Source organism: Micromonospora sp. NBC_01796 (assembly GCF_035917455.1).
GTDB lineage: Bacteria > Actinomycetota > Actinomycetes > Mycobacteriales > Micromonosporaceae > Micromonospora_G.
In genome coordinates this window covers 3,172,640-3,190,792 of record NZ_CP109078.1, presented here as the reverse complement: position 1 = coordinate 3,190,792, position 18,153 = coordinate 3,172,640, and the positions used below count along the sequence as shown (strand labels likewise).

The window sequence follows — 18,153 nt, the reverse complement described above, 5'->3', positions numbered from 1 at the left end:
GGTCAGGAGGCGGGTGGGCGCCAGAGTTGACCGAGGCGGAGTTGGCCGGCGCCGAGCCAGGTGGCGTTCATCAGTCGGGTGGCCAGCCGTTCGGGGTCCTCGGCGGGGTGGTCGGTGAGCCAGTCGGCGAGCGACTCGGCGGCACCGACCAGCGCGTACGCCATCACCTCCAGGTCGGTGTCGGTGACCTGGCGGGCTCCGGGCTCCGGGACGGGCAGGTTGCGACGCAACAGCGCGGCGACCACCTCGACCACCTGGGTGCGCATGGTGGCCAGCTCGCCGGCGAACACCTGCTCGCTGCGAGCCTGCCGGTAGAGCACCGCCCAGCCGTCCCGGTGCGCACCGACGAATCCGAAGAAGGCTCGCAGGCCCCGCCAGAGTTGTTCGTCCGGGGGAAGTTCAGCCGCGACGGCGCCGACGATCGCCTCCATCATGCGGGTGCCCTCGCGGTGCAGGCATGCGGTGAAAAGGCTCTCTTTGGTTCCGAGGTACGCGTAGACCATGGGTTTCGAGATGCCCGCATCCTCGGCGATGTCGTCCATGCTCGCGCTGTGATACCCACGACGGGAGAACACTTTCACGGCAGCGTCGAGCATCTGCTGTTCCCGGACAGCGCGGGGCAGCCGCTTGAAGGTGGGGTAGCTCGACATCCTTGCGAGCATACCTACTCGCCCGTAAGGTTACGCCAGAGTAACTTCAATTTCTCTCGGAAGGTGCACCCCAATGAGTGACTTCGACCCGGCCAGCTTCTCCTCCCTGGATCCGAAGCAGTTCGCCAAGCTGGTCAAGACCACTCCGGACGCGCAGATCGCCACGGTGATGAAGGGCGACAGCCGGGGCCCCATCCTCGACCAGATCTTCGAGCGGATGCCGTCGCTGTTCCGGGCCGACCGCGCCGGCTCGACCAACACGGTCATCCACTGGAACATCTCCGGCCGCCCCGACGGTGGCGTCGACACCTACGAGGTTGTCATCGACAACGGCACCTGCACGGTCACCGGCACCCCGGTGCGCGACCCGAAGCTCGCCCTCACCCTCGGCCCGGTGGAGTTCCTCAAGGTCGTCTCCGGCGGCGCCAACCCGGTCATGATGTTCATGACCGGCAAGCTGAAGGCAAAGGGCGACCTCGCCCTGGCCTCCAACATCGCCAACCTCTTCGACATCCCCAAGGGCTGACCGGCATGACCGCCCGAGGGCTGACCGGCGTGACCGTACGCGGCCGGGCGGCAACCGCGTGACCGAGTTCTCGCTCGACCTGAACGAGGAGCAGCGCGATCTGCGTGACTGGGTGCACGGCTTCGCCGAAGAGGTCGTGCGCCCGGCCGCCGAAGAATGGGACAGCCGCGAGGAAACCCCGTGGCCGGTCATCCAGGAAGCGGCAAAAATCGGACTGTACGGCTACGAGTTCGTCGCCAACTGCTGGTCCGACCCGACCGGGCTGAGCCTGCCGATCGCCAGCGAGGAACTCTTCTGGGGTGACGCCGGCATCGGGCTCGGCATCTTCGGAACCTCCCTCGCCGTCGCCGCCATCTACGGCACCGGCACCCCGGAACAACTCGTCGAATGGGTCCCGCAGTGTTACGGCACCGTCGACGAGCCGGCGGTCGCCGCCTTCTGCAGCACGGAACCGGAGGCCGGATCCGACGTCAGCGCCATCCGTACCCGGGCCCGGTATGACGAGGCCACCGACGAGTGGGTGCTCAACGGGCAGAAGGCGTACGCGACCAACGGTGGGATCGCCGGGGTGCGCGTCGTCACCGCCTCCGTGGACCCGACGCTCGGCTCCCGTGGGCAGGCCGCGTTTGTCGTACCGCCGGGGACGGCGGGACTGCACGCGACCAGGAAACTCCGCAAGCTCGGACTGCGCGCCTCGCACACCGCCGACGTCTTCCTCGATGACGTACGCGTACCCGGGAGTTGCCTGCTCGGGGGCAGGGAACGGCTGCTCGAACGCCTCGACCGGGCCCGTACCGGACAGCGGTCGACCGGACAGGCCGCCATGCGCACCTTCGAGCTGTCCCGCCCCACCGTCGGCGCACAGGCCCTCGGCGTCGCCCGCGCCGCGTACGAGTACGCGCTCGACTACGCCAAGGAACGGGTCCAGTTCGGCCGCCCGATCGTCGAGCACCAGGCGGTGGCGTTCGCCCTGGCCGACATGCGGATGGAGATCGACGCCGCCCGACTGCTCGTCTGGCGGGCCGCCTGGATGGGGCGCAACAACCGCCCGTTCCTGGCCGGCGAGGGCTCGATGGCCAAACTCAAGGCCGGCGAGGTGGCCGTATCGGTCACCGAGAAAGCCGTACAGATCCTCGGCGGCGCCGGATTCCTCCGGGATCATCCGGTAGAACGGTGGTATCGGGACGCAAAGATATACACAATTTTCGAGGGAACGTCAGAGATCCAGCGTATGGTCATCGCCCGGGCCATCTCCGGATCCACGATCCGCTGACGCGCCTCCACATTCCCTCTCGTCAGAACGAGGCAAGCACTATGTCCGTCGATTCCATTCAGAGCCAGCAACAGTTCTACGTACGTCAGCGGCTGCGCATGATGGTGAACCAGTACGAGGTACGCGCGGTGGCGCCCGACGGTGCCGAGGGTGCCCTGTTGGCGTTCGCGCAGCAGAAGCGGATGGCCTTCAAGGAACAGGTCACCTTCTACACCGACGACACCAAGCAGCAGCCGGTGCTCGGCTTCAAGGCCCGGCAGAAGATCGACCTCGGTGCGACGTACGACATCACCGACGCGGCCGGAAACGGCATCGGCCTGTTCCGCAAGGACTTCAAGGCGTCGCTGCTCCGGTCGACCTGGATCGTCGAGCAGCCCGGTCTCGGTGCCGCCCGTGGACAGGAGCGCAGCCTCCCGGTCGCCCTGCTGCGTCGTTTCGTCGACTCGCTGAGCTGGCTGCCGTACCACTTCGACTTCCTCATCGGCGACCAGCCGGCGTTCTCGGTGGTCAAGAAGTGGGGCCTGCGCGACAAGTACGTCATCGAGATCCAGAACCCGCAGCTCGACCGCCGTCTGGTGATCGCCATGGCGGTCGCCCTGGACGCCCTCCAGAGCCGCTGACCAGCACGCACCCGGCGGGCCCGTCCACACAGGATTCTCCTGGGGGCGGGCCCGTCGGCCACCCGTAAGGCAAGCCCTCCGGGGAAGCCGGGGGTTGCGACCCCGATGTCCGGTAGGTCGCCGCCGGAGAGGGTGAATCGCATGAGATTCACCAAGAGCCGCAATGGTGCCCTCGCGCTCCTGCTCGGTACGACCCTCGCGATCGGCGCCGCCGGACCGGCGCTCGCGTCCGGGACGGGGACCGCCGGGCACCACCCGCCCGTTGCCTGCCCCTCCGGCACGCTCGACGGCAGCGGGCTGGGGGCCGCGATCGCCGGACTGCCGACCGCCGAGGCGACCAGCGCCCAGGTCCGGCTGACCACGCCGGCCGGCTGCTGGACCGGGGCCGCCGGAGTCGGGAACCTCCGGACCGGCACACCGGTGCCACGGGACGCCCGGTTCCGGATCGGGAGCGTCACGAAGGTCTTCACCGCCACGGTCGTACTGCAACTCGCCGCCGAGCGCCGGGTCGACCTGGACGCTCCCGTACGCCGCTACCTGCCCGGACTGCTGACCGCCGACTACAACCGGGTGACCGTACGCCAGCTGCTGGACCACACCAGCGGACTGCCGAGCCCCAAGCTGCCCGACGACATCGAGTGGTCGATCGACCACCGGTACGACCGCTGGACGCAGGAACGGATCGTCCGGGAGGCGCTGCGCAACGAGCCGGTGTTCACCCCGCCTGGCTCGAAGCAGCAGTACACGAACATGGGCTACATCGTCGCCGGGATGCTGATCGAGAAGGTCACCGGGCACTCGTACGCGCGGGAGATGCAGAACCGGATCTTCACGCCGCTGGGGTTGCGGGACACCTCCGTACCCGGAGACGACCCGACCATCCGCGGCCCGCACGCCCACGGTTACCAGACCGTGGTCCGCGACGGGCAGACCGAGCTGGTCGACGTGACGAACTGGAGCCAGTCCATCACCCCGGCCGCCGGCGACATCATCTCCACCCTGGCCGACCTGGACCGCTTCAGCGCGGCCCTGTTCGGCGGTCGCCTGCTTCCGGCCGCCCAGCTCAACGAGATGTTCACCCTCCCGCAGGTCGACGACCTCGACGGCGACCCGGCGGCGTACAGCATCGGCCTCACCGCCTTCCCGCTGCCCACCGGCGAGACTCTGTGGGTCAAGAGCGGTTCCCGGTACGGCTATTCCAGCGCCATCGCCGCCACCCGCGACGGCACCTTCCGACTCGCCTTCTCGATCACCTCGACCGACGCCAAGGGCGACAACCCAACCGCCGTCAGCCAGGCCATCATCACCGCCGCCCTCGCCCTGCACTGACCGGCTCGGTTGGGTCGGGCTGTGGCGTTCCAGTGCCCCTATAGAGGCAGTGGAACGCCACAGCCCGCCGACCTTTACCCGCTGGAAAGGGTCACACCAGCCAGATCTCGACCGGGTCGCCGTCGGGCGGGACGATCGTGAACCGTCCACCCGGCGCGAGCCCGTGCAGGGCTGCGGCCACCCGCAGGGCACGGCAGAGGGCGTCCGTTTTTGTCGTACGCCGGTCGGCGGTGAGCGCGGTCAGCGCGTCGTTCGCGTCCGGGGTGAGGTTGACGGTGACTTTCACCAGCTCGGTCACAGGCGCGGGTGTTCATCGTCGGGTGGAGTAGGCCGACCGGGCACGCACGGGCAGAGACAGCGGACATCCCGGTAGACGCGTGTTTCCGGTTGGTCGATGCAGTCGTGCGGAAGGCCGCTACCAGCGCGGTTCCTGCACCGAATACAGATGATCGCCTGATCTTGAAATGTCACTGCCGCCTCGCCTCGTAATGATCGGCGGCGTTCGCACGTAACCGCGATTCGCGCAGGATCGTGCCGGCCCAGGCCAACATCTCGCATCCCTCCGGGCGACACTGCTTGCAACTGCCGGTGGAGCGATTCACCTCGGTCGGCTCGGTGTGCATCAGGAACACACGCCGAGCCGCCCAGAGCACGAGCGAGGGCGTGGCCGGCGGGGCGTCAACGGGCATGTCACCTCCAGGTGGGCAGCCCCGGCCACGGACTGCCTGTCTCGTAGCCGGGGCGCTATCCGGTGTGTCGACCTTCCGGTAAGGGGCTCGGAAGGTCCCGGCAGTTCCGCCCATTTGGGCGGCCCTGCTGCCCAAAACCCTCCCGCGTAAGGGGCAGACAACAACATGTCACCTATGTAATGTCGGGAGACATTCCACGCTCTGTCCCTAGGGGAGGCACAAAACGTGAATGAGGCTCTGCGGGCCGCGATGGCTCAGGCCGGCTATACGATCGAGTCGCTGGCGGAGAAGACCGCTGTCGATCCTAAAACAGTCAGCCGATGGCTCGATCCAGGTCGGATCCCGCACGCCCGGACCCGCGTGCGCGCCGCCAACGTGCTCGGCCAGAAGGTGTCCGACCTCTGGCCGAACACGGGCCGGCGCCGGGATCCACAGTGGTTCAAACCGTGGGCCGAGGCCGAGCACGAGGCATTGTCGTTGCGATGGTTTGAGCCGTTGGTCGTGCCGGGGCTACTGCAAACCGAGGCGTACGCACGAGCCGTGCTCACCGACGCCGGGCCAATCAGCCGGGACGACGTGGAGCAGAAGGTCCGCGACCGGCTGGATCGACAGTGGATCCTGTCCCGCAAGAACCCGCCCCAGTTCACCGCCTGCCTGGACGAGGGCGCGTTACGGCGTCCGATCGGCAGCCCGCAGGTGATGCTCGAACAGGTGCGCGCACTGCTTGCCGCGTGCCAGGAACCTCACATCCGAGTGCATCTCGTTCCATCGACGGCCGGCGCGTACGCTGGCCTCAACGGACCTTTCGCGGTCGCCGCCGGCCCCGGCGGTCGGATCACCTGTTACCTCGACAACCAGTTGGAGGGCCAGGTGGTCGAGAGCGCCGAGCACGTGGCGGCACTACAGGGTTCGTGGGAGTCGGTCCGGGGTGAAGCCCTGCCCCACCGACAGTCGATCGAGCTGATGACGGAAGTGGCGGAGACATGGACGTGACCGAGGCCAACTGGCGCAAGAGCACCAAGAGCAGCGGCAACGGCGGCGCGTGCGTCGAGGTGGCCGACAACCTGCCCCGTGTGCTCGTACGCGACACCAAGGACCGCGACGGCGGCACCCTCAGCTTCACCCCCGACGCCTGGCGCGCCTTCGTAGCGGTGACCAAGAACCACTGAGTCACCGAGCAGCGGCCGGACCCTCAGCACAGGGATCCCGGCCGCTGCCGCTTTCGCCACACCGATCCGAAACACGGGTACGCCGGCACGACCAACCTTCGGACAGCACGTACGCGACACTCGAAACGATCGCCGATCTCGGGAGATCCGACGTGGAACGCCGCGACATCGTGAAGGCACCGTTCATCCTTGCCGCCCTCGGAGCACCCAGTCGCGACTGGTTGCTGGCGACGCTGGAGGAGACCGCTACCGAGCAGGGCCCTCGCCAGGTAGGCATGCGCCAGGTCGCGGGCATCCGTGACATGTTCTCGCTGTTCCAGGACCTCGATGTCATGCGCGGTGGCGGTCACGCTCGTACCGCCCTGGTCGAGTACATGCAGAGTTACGTACTGCCGCTGCTCAAGCGCGAGCATGAGCCGGCCGTACAGCAGGCGCTCTTCGAGGCCACCGCGGAGCAGTCCTACCTGGTGGGGTGGATGGCGTACGACGACGGCGAGCACGGCTTGGCCCAGCGCTACCTCATTCAGGCGCTACGGCTCGCGCAGGCGTCGAACAGCGCCGCGCTCGGCGCGCACATCCTGGCCGGCATGTCCGATCAGGCCAATCTTCTGGGCCATCCGCGAGAAGCCCTGATGCTCGCTCGCGCCGGCCGACGTGGCGTCGCCGAAACGATTCGCCCGCCTGCATAGCTGACCTGCACATTCTCGAGGCACGAGCGCTCGCCGCGCTCGGTGAGTCGAGTGCGGCGGCCAGGTCGGTCGCGAAGGCGGAGCAACTGTTCGGCCGAGTGGTCCACGAAAATGAGCCAGCGTGGGCGAAGTTCATCGACGGGCCGTATCTGTTCGGTGAAGCTGCCCACTGCTTCAGAGATCTCGACCAGACGGCCGAGATAGAACGTTTCGCCAACGAGTCGGCCAACGGCGCGCGGCGCCAGGGTCGAGCACGGCGGGGCGCGTTGAGCGAGGCGGCACTTTCGATTGCTGAGCTACAGCGCACGGACGTGGAAGGTGCCGCTACGAGGGCAGCGCACGTCGTGGACCTGGCCTCGTCGGTCAACTCGTCACGCACGATCGAAACCGTCCGCGATCTGCAACGGCGGATGAAGCCCTACGCCGAGGTGTACGAGGTGCAGCGCTTCAACGCCCACGCGGCAGACCTACTGGGCCTTGCCGCCTAGCCCGAGCAGTGGATCCACCTGACGATGGGAGTGGCGGAGACATGGACGTGACCGAGGCCAACTGGCGCAAGAGCACCAAGAGCAGCGGCAACGGCGGCGACTGCGTAGAGGTGGCAGACAACCTCCCCCACGTGCTCGTACGCGACACTCACCAAGACCCGCTAACCCCCAGCAACCCCTCCCCTGCGCCCACCGACCCCTTGGTTGATCATGAAGTTAGCGACAACTTTTCTGCGCCCAGAGCGCGCTAACTTCATGATCAACAGGGGAGATTGGGGGTGGGGAGGGGAGGCGTGGACGTGATCTGGGCCGGCTGGTGCAAGAGCACCGAGGGCAGGGGCAACGGCGGCGCGTGCGGCGAGGTGGCGGACGACTTGCGCTGTGTGCTCGTGGGCGACACCGAGGACCTGTTGCTCGGGGCCTGATGTCGGTCTCCACCTTTTGGTGGAGGCCAGCGCGCACGATCTCATTCCAGCGTCGGCCCGGTGCCGGCTCGCAGGCGGAAGGCACCGCCGCCGCCATTCGACATTCTCAAATGCATGACCCCGACACCTTCTCGTACGAGCACCGCCGGACCCGGTGTCGCGGTGCCGGAGGACACCAGCGGGTCGCGGCCACGGGTTGCCGCCCTCGACGCCCTACGGGGCTTCGCCCTCTGCGGCATCCTCCTGGTGAACATCCCCGGGGGAATCGCCAACATGGCGATCGGCCCGTCGACCGGTGGCCGGTACGTCGCCGCCGAACTGCTCGAATACACCGTTCACGGCCGGTTCTTCCCCATCTTCTCCCTGCTGTTCGGCATCGGCTTCGCGCTGTTCCTCGACACCGCCACCGCTCGGGCCCGCAACCCTCGGCTGGTGCTCCTGCGGCGGCTCGCCGTACTCGGTGTCCTCGGCATAGCCCACCAGCAACTCCACGGTGGGGAGGCGCTGCTTCCGTACGCCATCTTTGGTGTTCTGGTCCTGCTGCCCGCATCGTGGTTGCCCCGGCAGATCGTCCTGCCGCTCGCGGTCCTAGGACTCGTCGCCGGGATCCTGCTCGGCGGGGGACTGCTGCTCATCCCCGGACTGTTCCTGCTCGGACAGGCGGTCGTGCGCTACGGCATCGTCGACACCCTGGCGCGACGCCGCAGGCAGATCGGGGTGCTGTTCGGTGTCAGCGCGGTGGCACTGATACCCGCCACCGTCTGGCAGGCCGCCACGTTCGCCGACCCGAACGGGGAGATCGCCGCAGCCATCGCGGGACTCATCGGCGCCACCGCGTACGGCACCGGCCTGCTCCTGCTGCTGGGCACCCGGTGGGGGGCCGTGCTTGAGCAGGTCCTGGCACCGCTGGGACGGATGGCGCTGACCAACTACATCGGCGCCACCCTCATCGCGGCGGTCGCCGGCCCGCTGCTCGGGCTGCACGAATCCGCCCACTACGGCCGCATGATCCTGCTCGCCGTGGCGATCCTCGCCGTCCAGGCCGTGTTCAGCCGCTACTGGCTGACACGACACCGGTACGGGCCACTCGAATGGGTCTGGCGCTGCCTGACCTGGTGGAGCCGTACCAGCAACCGGCGTGTCGCGGCCTGACCATCTCGTTTCCCCCCCCCACGGCTTTGAGGAGTACGGCATGTTGAAGATGAAATGGGTTACCGGCGCGGTGATGCTGGCGTGCAGCGGCGCCCTGATGGCGTGTGAGGGTGGCACGACACCCGGTGCTGCGGGGACGTCATCGGCTGCCGCCACGGTCACCGCGACACCATCCGCGACCACCGGGGGCACGGCACCCGGTACGGCCACGGTGGCGCCGCCGTCCGGAAAGGCACCGGCCGCTCCGCCTGCTCCGGCGGGCGCGCCCAGCGCCGAGCTGTCCGGCAAACGTGAGGTCACCATCGTGCGGGCGCAGGCGTCCGAGGGCGGGGTGTCACTCGACGACCGGCTCATCGAGGCCGACGACAACAGTGGACGCCAACTGTTCGTCCCGACCCCGATCGGCGGTGACAAGTACCTGATCAAGGCGTACACCAGGGCCAACAATCACCCCGCCGCAGACGAGGCGTCCTGCTGGCAGGCGTACAACCCGGGCAACGGGGGGTCGCTGACCGTCGAGGGGGCGCTCTGCGACGCTAAGAACCCGGCCCAGCAGTTCACGATCATCCCCAACGGCAAGGGCTCGTACGGGATCAGTAACAACTCGGCGTACCTGCAACACTCGCCCACCAACGGCCTGATTCTCGAGGAACTGGGCGACGCGCCCCTGCGCAGCACGTTCCGGTTCGTCGACAATGGTCCCGCCCGCCGTCCGGCCGGTGGCTGACTTCGCACGATTCAACCGAAGGTCGGGAAGCGGCGAACCATGCGCTTCCCGACCTTCGAGGTTCTCCGCCTCGACCCTCGGACCTACCCTCGATCAGGACAGCGACGAGGATGACTCCGAAGGAGCCGCGGGTGCCCGGCTGGTTGATCATTTTGGCGGGCTGGACGTCCCTGGTGTTCGGAGGGCTCGGCCTGTGGCGTGGTGTGACGCTGCTGCTTCGCGGCGATACAAAGGCCCGTGATTCCACCGGTACGGACGCCTGGCTGGTGCTGGTGGAGGGCGGCGGACAGTTTCTGCTCGGTGCGGCGCTGCTGCTCGGCGGCGGCTGGGTGCATCTGATCTGGCCGGCCGTCCTCCTCATGGCCATCGGCTCTGTGCAGTGGATCAGGAGCTGGCCATGGTTTTCCCGAAGCAAGAAACGCTCCCTCGATGGATAGCTACCGGTACGTGCAGGCCCTCGTGCTGCAACTTCTCGACGAATCGCCGCTGACCTCGCAAGACGTGATCACCGACGTTCGCCACTTGAAGGCCGTAGGCGAAGAGGCACTGGCACTCGACACGATGCCAGGCCACAACCCGACGTCCGACGCAGAGGACCCGGCTTACCGCTCGGAGCGGCTGGCTCGTTCGATGGCGGACTCGACGGCGGCGATCCGGTCCGCGAGCAGACCCAGGGCGCCGACCGCGCGGCCGATCGCGTCGTCCGAGTCGCCGCCGAGCGCGCGTTCCCGCAGATAACCCGCCTTCACCTCGGCCCACCGCCGAGCCTGCTCGTCGGACAACCGACCGCGCAGCTCGGCCAGCTTCAGCAGGTTCGCCTCCGCGCCGGCCGCCAGGGTCTGCGCCTCACCGAGGTAGTGGTCGTCGATGACCCGTTCCAACTCCTCGTCGTTCATCACCGGCACGACCCGCTCGGTCAGCTTGTTCATGTTCCGGTACGAGCCCTGGAGCAGGAACGGCGGTTCCGTACGGGACGCGTCCGCCTGTGCCGCCGAGGTGATGTACGCCCGGTTGTTCGCCAGCACCACCTCCTGCACCCGGAGCAGTTTGCGCAGCACCGACAGGATCTGGTCCAACTCAACCGCCGCGTACGGGTGGGTGAGCTGGTCGGCGCGTACGGTCTCGTCGCCCCGGGCCAGCCGGACCAGGAGTTGCAGGTCGCCACGGTCCCGGCCGGCGAGCGGCGCCAGCACCGGGTTCGAGGTGACCGCGTTCTCCAGGTAGCTGAGCGCGAACACCTCCTCCCGACCGGAGAGCACGTCACCGAGGTTCCACACGTCCGCCCGGTTCGCCAGCATGTCCGGCACCCGGAACCGCCGCCCCGACTCCGTGTACGGGTTGCCGGCCATGCAGACCGCGAACCGCTTTCCGCGCAGGTCGTAGCTTCGCGTACGGCCGTCCCAGACGCCCTCCATCCGGCGCTGGCCGTCGCAGAGGGAGATGAACTTCTGCAACAGCTCCGGTGAGGTGTGCTGGATGTCGTCCAGGTAGAGCAGCACGTTGTTGCCCAGCTCCAACGCGAACGAGATCTTCTCCACCTCCTGCCGGGCGGTGGCGTTCGGTGCCTCGGCCGGGTCGACCGAGGTGACCGCCGAACCGAGAGCCGGCCCGTTCACCTTGACGAAGACCAGGCCGAGCCGGCTGGCGACGTACTCCATCAGGGTTGTCTTGCCGTAACCCGGTGGGGAGATGAGCAGCAGGAGGCCCATCTGGTCGACTCGTTTGCCGTCGCCGGTCGCGCCGATCTGGCGGGCGAGGTTGTCCCCGATGAGCGGCAGGTAGACCTCGTCCAGGAGGCGGTTGCGGACGAACGAGCTGAGCACCTTCGGCTGGTGCTCGGACAACCGGAGCCGGGTCCGCTCGCTGGCCACCAGCTCGTTGCGCCGCCGCTGGTACGCCCGGTACGCCGGCACCCGCACGGTCCGGAACTCACGCGTACGCGCCAGCAGCTCGTCGATCCGCAGCGGCAGCCGGGCATCGACGATCCGGGGATGGGTGGCGAGCAGCCCGGTCACCTCGGCCGTCAGGGTCGCCGCCGACTCGTGCCGGGGCAGGGCGGTCCCGCACAGTTCGATCGCCACCGCCTCCGCCAGGTCGTACGCGTCCAACGGTTGCCCGGTCGACGCCGACGTGTCCGCCGTACGCAGGAACGACTCCAGCCACGCTTCGACCAGTTGGTGCCGGGCGGCCAGGTCGTCGCCGAGCGCCCGCAGGTCCTCGTCGTACTCCTGGACCGACTTGGACGCGGGGCCGCCGAGGGTGCGGCGGAACCGGTCGAGCAGCGCGCGGGCACCGGAGCCGGTGACAAAACCGAACGGTGCCCGGGACAGCTCCTCGAACAGGTACTCGGCGGCGAGCGGGGCCACCGCCGCCTGTTCCGGCAGCCCGGCCTCGTGCAGGAACCGCGCCGCGGCACCGGAGAGTTCCGTGCAGAGTTCGGCGATCGCGGCCGAGGCGCCGAACGCGGTACGGGCCCTGGCCAGCGAACCGGCACGGGTGGACCAGGCGGTCCGGGTCGGCTCGTCCGCACCGAAGGTCCAGAACAGTTGGGCGGCGGCACGGGCTCCGGGCGGGAACCGCAGCAGACCGGCGCCGTCGTACAGGCGCAGCAGTGGTTCCAGGATCGCCGCCGCGTCGTGGTCGTGGATGCCGCGTTCGTAACCCTCGTCGTACCGGCCCTCGGCGACCCGGCGGACCAGGTCGACCAGCGCCGGCCGGCTCACCGCCGCCTCGTGCAACGCCTCCATGGTCAGACCGCCGGCACCCGCCCCGGCGTCGGCGAGGATCGAGGTGGCCAGGTGTTCCGCCCGGCTGACCTCCGGCGACTCGGAGACCAGGAGCTGTTCCCAGAACGGTCGGGTCTGCTGGAACGTCTCGTCCCGGACCGGTGCCCGGTAGTCGGTGCCGGTGACCGCGACCGCCAGCTCGCCGTCGTGCGGCACCAGCGTGACGTCGACCTCCTGGGTGTTCACCGAGAAGCTGTGCCGGCCCAGCCGGATCGTCGCACCGCCGTCGAGGTACAGGTCCTGCTGGTCACGCAGGGCCCGCCCGGCCTCCTGCCGGGCGGCCTTGATCCGCCCGGCCAGCTCCTCGGCCCGGACCGGGTCGCCCAGCGTACGCAGCTCGTCGGCGACCCCGCGCAGCTTCGCCACCATCGGATCGGAGGAGAAGTACGTGTTGATCTCGTCGATCGAGCGCAGCCCGGTGAGCCGGCGGTGCACGCTGACCAGGATCCGTTCGGCCGAGCCGACCAGCCGGTCGGAGCGGCGGGCCCGCTCGTCCAGCAGGGCCTGCTTGCGGGCGGAGAACGCCTCGTAGATGTCGGCCCGGCGGGTGGTCAGCTCGGTGAGGAAGTCGTCGAACTCGCCGAACCGGGACTCCAGGTTCTCCACCTGGAGCAGCAGCCGGCCGAGCTGCTCGTCGCACCGCTCGGCGGTGTCGGCGACCGCCAGCGCACCGGTCACCGCCTGCCCGAGCAGGGCGAACTCGGCCGCGAAACCGGCCCGCCCCTCGGCGGTGAGCAGTTGCGCGCGGCGACCGTCGAGGGTCGCCCGAGCCCGGTTGACCGCGCCGAGCACCTCACCGATGCGGGCCAGGATCCCGGTCCGTACGGTCGCGTCGGCGATCTCCAGGGACCCGACCACCTCGGTCACCACCTGCAGACCCTCGGCCTGCTCGGCGAGCCGGTCGCGCAGCGGGGCGGCCTCGGCCACCGTCCCGATCGCCCCGGCGGTGGTACGCAGCCGCTCCACCTCGGCCTGGTAGTCGCCGAACGCGTCGTCGCGTTCGAGGAAGGCGACCACCCGTTGACCGGTGGAGGTCAGTTCGGAGTCGAGTTCCCCGCTCAGCTCGTCGATCCGCGCCAGGTCGACGTACCGCAGGTCGCGCAGGGTCACGAGTTGTCCCTGCGCCTGGCGCAGCCCGGCGAGCTGGCGTACCCACTCGTCGGCGGTGCGCGGGGCCTCACCGCGTACCTGCCGGACCAGGGTCGCGGTCCGGGCGGCGGCCTCGTCCAGGGTCTCGGCGGCGTGTGCGGTGAGCGACTGGACCTTCTCGAACTCGTCCAGCACCTGCTTGCCGGTGGCCCGTACCTCGCTCAGCGGGGCCCGCAGGTCACCGAGGTCGGCCTCACCGAGCCAGTGGTAGTGGTCGAAGATCCGGGCGCAGGCGGTGATCAGGGCCTCGAACACCCCGAGGGTCGGGGTCATCTCGTTGACCATCCGGGCCACCGACAGGCAGTCCGAGATTCCGCGTACGAGGTCCGCGTTCCCGACCCGCTCCAGCGGCCCGGTGCCGACCGGTTGCCCGGCGGCGTAACTGTCGGACAGGTACGGGGTCTGCCACACCTGCATCGGGTGCACCCGCGTCGGTTCGTCGGAGGTGGCCCGGAAGACCACCAGGGTCCCGTCGTCGAACAGCGAGTAACCGTGACACGGGACCGGGGTGGCAACCTCCTTGCGGATCACGTTGTACGGCAGCAGCAGGGTCCGACCGGCGCTGCGGTTGTGGAAGACGTAGAGGACGTCCTCGCCGTTGGTCGACCGGATGATCCGCTCGAACTCCAGCCCCTCGGTGTCGGTGTCGAAGGTCCGGCTGACCCCGGTGGCCAGGTAGTAGCCGCCGGGGAAGATGATCCCGTGGTCCTCGGGCAGCCGCTGGCAGGCCTGCCCGATGCCGTCGAGCCGGACCACCTCCTTGGTCCTGGTGTTGAACACCAGGTGCCGCCACCGGGTCTCCTTGTACGGCCGCATCCGCAGCAGGATCAGCGGGCCGATCCGGGCGTGCTGGATGTCGGCGTCGGCGAGGCTCTGCAACGGTTCGTCGACCGGTTCCTCGTAGATGCCCTGGCCGGTCTCGGTGTTGTTCTCCACCTTGACCGTGAGCGTCCCGCCGACCGTCTCGACAAACACCTCGTCGTCGATGGAGATGTGCGGATGCCGGCCGAGGATGTGGTCGTCGCGGGTCGTCTCGGTCCACTCGAAGTCGTGTGACGGCGGGAAGACGTGATCCCGCTCGCCCCGGTTGTCCAGGTACGTGATGGTGCCATCGACGTCGACCTGCCAGCGCAGGACCCGGATGTCCTCCGTACGCGGCCCGGTCTGGAAGACCGCCAGCAGGCGCCCGTCGAGCCGTCGCAACTGCACCAACCGGGTCTCCCGGTAGTACCGGTACAGCTCGCCGAAGTCGCGTTCGAACTGCGGGTCGCGCAGCAGCCCGGCGAGTTGCCCCGGATCGACGTCGTCGAACCGGAACGCGTCGTCGTCCTCGCTGGTCGGGCTGTCGGCGGCGGCCCGGCCACGGGCGAAGTGGTGCAGCGAGAAGACGTCGTCCACGGTCGTCTCGGGCTTGAGCCCGATGAAGACGTTGTAGCCGAACAGCATCAGCCCTCCGACCGAGACGATGTCCCGGGGTACGCAGTTGTGCTGGGTCCGGATCCGCTCGGTGCCGATCAGCCGCAACTCGGTGCCGCCGAAGACCTCCAACCGGCGGCTGTTCAGCCACTCGGCCCGCCGAGCCAGCTCACCGGCCCGCTCGGCGAGCCGAGCCCGCAACACCTCGTACGTCCCGGCGTCGACAGCACCGCCGGTGGCGGCCACGGCTGCGGTATCCGGCTCGACGGTGCCGGTCATGCCGCTGGTGGTCGACGGGTCACTCACCCGTACCCCGTTGCCTCGGGCCGTTCAGGGCGGCGATCGGCTGGTCGGCCAGGCCGAGCTGCTGCGCCGACCGGAGCAGGTCCTGCAGCTTGTCCGAGTTGGCCCCACCGGCCTTGATCTGCTGCAACAACCACGCCGACACGGTCAGGTTCTGTACGTCACCGGTGTTCAGCGACCCGATCATCCGGGTCAGGTCGGCGGGGAAACTCGCCTCCCCGTCCAGCCACGGCTTGGCCAGGCTCTGGGCGACCTCGGAGTGCTGGACGAAGCCGTCCACGCTCTTGCCCAGCGTGATCGAGTTGACCAGCCGGTCGAAGAACATGGTGTCCCCGCCGACGATGTCGATGTTCGCCTTCTCCAGCCCGGCGGCGAGCACCATCGCCTGCGACTCGGCCACCTTGTGCTGCGCGTCGATCTCGGCCAGCCGGAGGTCCTTCTCCGCCTCCAACCGCAGCCGGAACTCCTCGTGCCCCCGGCTCGCGTCGGTCAGCGCGGCCATCGCGGCGGCCTTCTCGGTGAGACCCTCCGCCTCGCCCTTGAGCTTGTCCCGCAACGCGTCGGCCAGGACCAGCGCCTTCTCCCGTTCGACCATCGCCTCGGCGCGGCCTTCCTTCTCGATGGCCTCGGCGCCGCGCTCGCGTACCTGGACCTCGGCCAGACCGGCCGCGGCGGCCTCGGCCTGCGCACCCTCCGCCAGCCGGATCTTCGCTCGGGTCTCCAGCTCGGCGGCCTGCTGCCGAGCCTCGGCCAGGACCAGGTTCTCCCTGGCCTTGTGCTTGGCCGCCTGCTCCGACGCCTCGGCCGCCTTGATGTCCTTGACCAGGGCCTCCTGCGCCTCGGCCTCGGCCTGAATGATCACCGCTTGGCGGGTCCGCTCGGCCTCCTCGACCACCCGCAGGCGCTTGATGTTCTCCTCCTGCTCGGCCACGGTCTTGTCGACCGCGATCCGCTCCCGGATGACCTCGGCGATCGCCCGCTTCTCGACCTCGACCTCTTTGTCCTTGGAGATGGTGGACAGCTCGGTCTCCCGCTGCCGGCCGATCACCTCCAGCATGCGGTCCTTCTCGATCCGCTCCGACTCGATCGCGATGACCCGTTCCCGGTTCTTCTCCGCGACCGCGATCTCCCGGGCCTTGTTCTCCTTCTGGATGCCCAACTGCTCGTCCGTACGGATGTGCGCGGTCTCGGCCCGGAGCCGCTCCTCCGCCCGTACCCGGGAGATCTCCGCGTCCTCGCGGGCCCGCAGCGTCTCGATCTCGCGGTTCTGCTTGAGTTCCGCGTCGGCCTGCCGCCGTTCCAACTCCAGGATCGCTTCCCGGGCGTCGACGTTCTGCCGGGTGATTTCCTTCTGCTCGTTGCGCTGGAACTCGTTGGTACGGATGTGCTCGATCGCGGTCAGCTCGGTGATCTTCCGGATGCCCTGGGCGTCGAGGATGTTCGCCGCGTCCAGTTTGGTCAGTGGCGTCTGCTCCAGGAAGTCGATCGCCGCGTCCTCCAGGCTGTAGCCGTTGAGGTCGGTGCCGATCACCCGGATGATCTGGTCCCGGAACTCGTTCCGCTTGGTGTAGAGGTCGACGAAGTCGAGCTGCTTGCCGACCGTCTTGAGCGCCTCGGAGAACTTGGCGTTGAACAGCTCCTGCAACGTCTCCCGGTCACTGGCCCGCGCGGTGCCGATCGCCTGCGCCACCTTGATCACGTCTTCGTTGGTCTTGTTCACGCGTACGAAGAACGTGATCCGGATGTCCGCCCGGATGTTGTCCCGGCAGATCAGGCCCTCCTGGCCGGTCCGCTCGATGTCGATCGTCTTCACCGAGATGTCCATGATCTCGGACTTGTGCAGGACCGGGAGCACCACTGCACCGGTGAACGTCACGTCAACCCGACGGACCTTGGAGATGATCAGCGCCTTGCCCTGTTCGACCTTCCGGAACAAGCGGCTGACCAGGAAAACCACGCCGATCGCGACAAGCAGGATGACGGCCAGCAGCACGCCGACGCCGGTGGTGATCACATCCATCAGTGGTCCTTCTGTCCGTGGGGTTAGTAGTCGGGGTCACCGGTGGCCTCCACCGGCAACACCCAGAAGAACTCGCGGTCGGCGTCGTAGTCGTAGATCATCGCTCGACTGCCGAAACCCATCTCGTCGCCGCTGGCCTGCCGTACCTGGATCACCGCCGACGAGCCGTCGGGTGAGGTCACCTCGGCCTGTCCGAAGTCGACACTGACCAGGCCGGTACGGATCACGCACACCCGGCCGACAAACGCGTTGCGGGAAACCGTCTCGTCGGTGTGGAAGAAGTGCCGCAGCGGGCGTACGAGCAGCCGGGTGACCAGCCAGCCACCGACCAGGGCGACCAGGAGCAGCACCGTGGAGAGCATCGCCACCAGGGAATTCGCCAGGTCGGGCTGCTCCAGCAGTACGGTGCCGGCGAGGCTGACGAACCACGCCACCGCGATCAGCAGCGACAGGACAACCGTGGCTGGCGGCCCACCGAGCCCGATCCCACCGAGGAATCCGGCCGCCCCTCCGGGTTCGGCCGTCGCATCGTCGTCCAGCCCGACCACCCCGAACAGCACCAGCACCCAGTAGCCGACCACCACCACGAGCAGGAAACTGAAGAGTGCGGTCGGGAAGCCGAACGCCACGTCCAGGAACTCACCCATCGAACTTCGCCGACCTCCCCGCGCTGCCAACGCACCGGCGCGGACCCCTGCAAACAGAGCTGGATGTCAATCCGTTCCGCGCGACAGGCTGATCA

General features: G+C 68.5%; 19 protein-coding genes. 13 read left to right on the top strand and 6 right to left on the bottom strand.

The window, feature by feature from the left end; all coding sequences use genetic code 11:
* Positions 1-2: 2 nt before the first annotated feature.
* Positions 3-650, bottom strand: coding sequence for a TetR/AcrR family transcriptional regulator (locus OIE47_RS14740; protein ID WP_326562057.1), 648 nt, complete (start codon positions 648-650; stop codon positions 3-5).
* A 73-nt stretch (positions 651-723) separates the two neighbouring features.
* On the opposite strand from OIE47_RS14740, the gene OIE47_RS14735 reads away from it, so the two are divergent.
* From OIE47_RS14735 to OIE47_RS14720, 4 genes are all read left to right on the top strand, one after another.
* The gene (locus OIE47_RS14735; protein ID WP_326562056.1) at positions 724-1,176 is read left to right on the top strand and encodes an SCP2 sterol-binding domain-containing protein; all 453 of its coding nucleotides are present in this window, start codon (positions 724-726) and stop codon (positions 1,174-1,176) included.
* A 58-nt stretch (positions 1,177-1,234) separates the two neighbouring features.
* Positions 1,235-2,449 carry an acyl-CoA dehydrogenase family protein gene (locus OIE47_RS14730; RefSeq protein ID WP_326562055.1) on the top strand — a complete coding sequence of 405 codons (1,215 nt, stop codon included), beginning with the start codon at positions 1,235-1,237 and terminating at the stop codon, positions 2,447-2,449.
* 41 nt (positions 2,450-2,490) lie between these two features.
* Positions 2,491-3,069 (top strand): hypothetical protein, encoded by a 579-nt coding sequence (locus OIE47_RS14725; protein ID WP_326562054.1) that lies wholly within the window; start codon positions 2,491-2,493, stop codon positions 3,067-3,069.
* 141 nt (positions 3,070-3,210) lie between these two features.
* A complete protein-coding gene (locus OIE47_RS14720) occupies positions 3,211-4,398 on the top strand; it encodes a serine hydrolase domain-containing protein (protein WP_326562053.1) in 1,188 nt (395 codons plus the stop codon).
* Between the two features lie 91 nt (positions 4,399-4,489).
* Here OIE47_RS14720 and OIE47_RS14715 read toward each other — a convergent pair whose 3' ends face one another.
* Entirely contained in the window at positions 4,490-4,696 is a 207-nt protein-coding gene (locus OIE47_RS14715) for a hypothetical protein (RefSeq protein ID WP_326562052.1), read from the bottom strand.
* Positions 4,697-4,865: 169 nt separating this feature from the next.
* Positions 4,866-5,087 (bottom strand): hypothetical protein, encoded by a 222-nt coding sequence (locus OIE47_RS14710; RefSeq protein WP_326562051.1) that lies wholly within the window; start codon positions 5,085-5,087, stop codon positions 4,866-4,868.
* A 225-nt stretch (positions 5,088-5,312) separates the two neighbouring features.
* Here OIE47_RS14710 and OIE47_RS14705 point away from each other — a divergent pair, with 225 nt between their 5' ends.
* From OIE47_RS14705 to OIE47_RS14665, 9 genes are all read left to right on the top strand, one after another.
* Positions 5,313-6,080, top strand: a complete 768-nt coding sequence (locus OIE47_RS14705) for a helix-turn-helix domain-containing protein (RefSeq protein ID WP_326562050.1) — start codon at positions 5,313-5,315, stop codon at positions 6,078-6,080.
* Positions 6,071-6,256 carry a DUF397 domain-containing protein gene (locus OIE47_RS14700; RefSeq protein ID WP_326562049.1) on the top strand — a complete coding sequence of 62 codons (186 nt, stop codon included), beginning with the start codon at positions 6,071-6,073 and terminating at the stop codon, positions 6,254-6,256. Before OIE47_RS14705 ends, OIE47_RS14700 begins: the two co-directional genes overlap by 10 nt.
* Before the next feature lie 152 nt (positions 6,257-6,408).
* A complete protein-coding gene (locus tag OIE47_RS14695; protein WP_326562048.1) occupies positions 6,409-6,945 on the top strand; it encodes a hypothetical protein in 537 nt (178 codons plus the stop codon).
* A 98-nt stretch (positions 6,946-7,043) separates the two neighbouring features.
* The gene (locus OIE47_RS14690) at positions 7,044-7,433 is read left to right on the top strand and encodes a hypothetical protein (RefSeq protein ID WP_326562047.1); all 390 of its coding nucleotides are present in this window, start codon (positions 7,044-7,046) and stop codon (positions 7,431-7,433) included.
* A gap of 41 nt (positions 7,434-7,474) precedes the next feature.
* Positions 7,475-7,684, top strand: a complete 210-nt coding sequence (locus tag OIE47_RS14685) for a DUF397 domain-containing protein (protein ID WP_326562046.1) — start codon at positions 7,475-7,477, stop codon at positions 7,682-7,684.
* 42 nt (positions 7,685-7,726) lie between these two features.
* Entirely contained in the window at positions 7,727-7,858 is a 132-nt protein-coding gene (locus OIE47_RS14680) for a hypothetical protein (protein ID WP_326562045.1), read from the top strand.
* 114 nt (positions 7,859-7,972) lie between these two features.
* Positions 7,973-9,010 carry a DUF418 domain-containing protein gene (locus OIE47_RS14675; protein WP_326562044.1) on the top strand — a complete coding sequence of 346 codons (1,038 nt, stop codon included), beginning with the start codon at positions 7,973-7,975 and terminating at the stop codon, positions 9,008-9,010.
* Between the two features lie 40 nt (positions 9,011-9,050).
* Positions 9,051-9,737: a hypothetical protein gene (locus OIE47_RS14670; protein ID WP_326562043.1), complete on the top strand. Its 687-nt coding sequence runs from the start codon at positions 9,051-9,053 to the stop codon at positions 9,735-9,737.
* A gap of 131 nt (positions 9,738-9,868) precedes the next feature.
* Positions 9,869-10,174, top strand: coding sequence for a hypothetical protein (locus OIE47_RS14665; RefSeq protein ID WP_326562042.1), 306 nt, complete (start codon positions 9,869-9,871; stop codon positions 10,172-10,174).
* A 165-nt stretch (positions 10,175-10,339) separates the two neighbouring features.
* Here OIE47_RS14665 and OIE47_RS14660 read toward each other — a convergent pair whose 3' ends face one another.
* Genes OIE47_RS14660 through OIE47_RS14650 form a run of 3 tightly spaced genes read right to left on the bottom strand, consistent with a single transcriptional unit; the run spans position 10,340 to position 18,058 of the window.
* Complete coding sequence (locus OIE47_RS14660) at positions 10,340-15,394, bottom strand: DNA repair ATPase (protein ID WP_326562041.1); 5,055 nt, start codon at positions 15,392-15,394, stop codon at positions 10,340-10,342.
* Positions 15,387-17,411, bottom strand: a complete 2,025-nt coding sequence (locus OIE47_RS14655; protein WP_326562040.1) for a flotillin family protein — start codon at positions 17,409-17,411, stop codon at positions 15,387-15,389. The genes OIE47_RS14660 and OIE47_RS14655 overlap by 8 nt, the downstream gene beginning before the upstream one ends.
* Positions 17,412-17,434: 23 nt before the next feature.
* Complete coding sequence (locus OIE47_RS14650) at positions 17,435-18,058, bottom strand: hypothetical protein (RefSeq protein WP_326562039.1); 624 nt, start codon at positions 18,056-18,058, stop codon at positions 17,435-17,437.
* Positions 18,059-18,153: the final 95 nt, after the last annotated feature.

Coding starts and splice junctions, on each gene's coding strand:
- OIE47_RS14735 (WP_326562056.1), top strand. CDS start 724: ATGAGTGACTTCGACCCGGCCAGCTTCTCCTCCCTGGATCCGAAGCAG.
- OIE47_RS14685 (WP_326562046.1), top strand. CDS start 7,475: ATGGACGTGACCGAGGCCAACTGGCGCAAGAGCACCAAGAGCAGCGGC.
- OIE47_RS14700 (WP_326562049.1), top strand. CDS start 6,071: ATGGACGTGACCGAGGCCAACTGGCGCAAGAGCACCAAGAGCAGCGGC.
- OIE47_RS14710 (WP_326562051.1), bottom strand. CDS start 5,087: ATGCCCGTTGACGCCCCGCCGGCCACGCCCTCGCTCGTGCTCTGGGCG.
- OIE47_RS14650 (WP_326562039.1), bottom strand. CDS start 18,058: ATGGGTGAGTTCCTGGACGTGGCGTTCGGCTTCCCGACCGCACTCTTC.
- OIE47_RS14655 (WP_326562040.1), bottom strand. CDS start 17,411: ATGGATGTGATCACCACCGGCGTCGGCGTGCTGCTGGCCGTCATCCTG.
- OIE47_RS14670 (WP_326562043.1), top strand. CDS start 9,051: ATGTTGAAGATGAAATGGGTTACCGGCGCGGTGATGCTGGCGTGCAGC.
- OIE47_RS14675 (WP_326562044.1), top strand. CDS start 7,973: ATGACCCCGACACCTTCTCGTACGAGCACCGCCGGACCCGGTGTCGCG.
- OIE47_RS14725 (WP_326562054.1), top strand. CDS start 2,491: ATGTCCGTCGATTCCATTCAGAGCCAGCAACAGTTCTACGTACGTCAG.
- OIE47_RS14720 (WP_326562053.1), top strand. CDS start 3,211: ATGAGATTCACCAAGAGCCGCAATGGTGCCCTCGCGCTCCTGCTCGGT.
- OIE47_RS14740 (WP_326562057.1), bottom strand. CDS start 650: ATGTCGAGCTACCCCACCTTCAAGCGGCTGCCCCGCGCTGTCCGGGAA.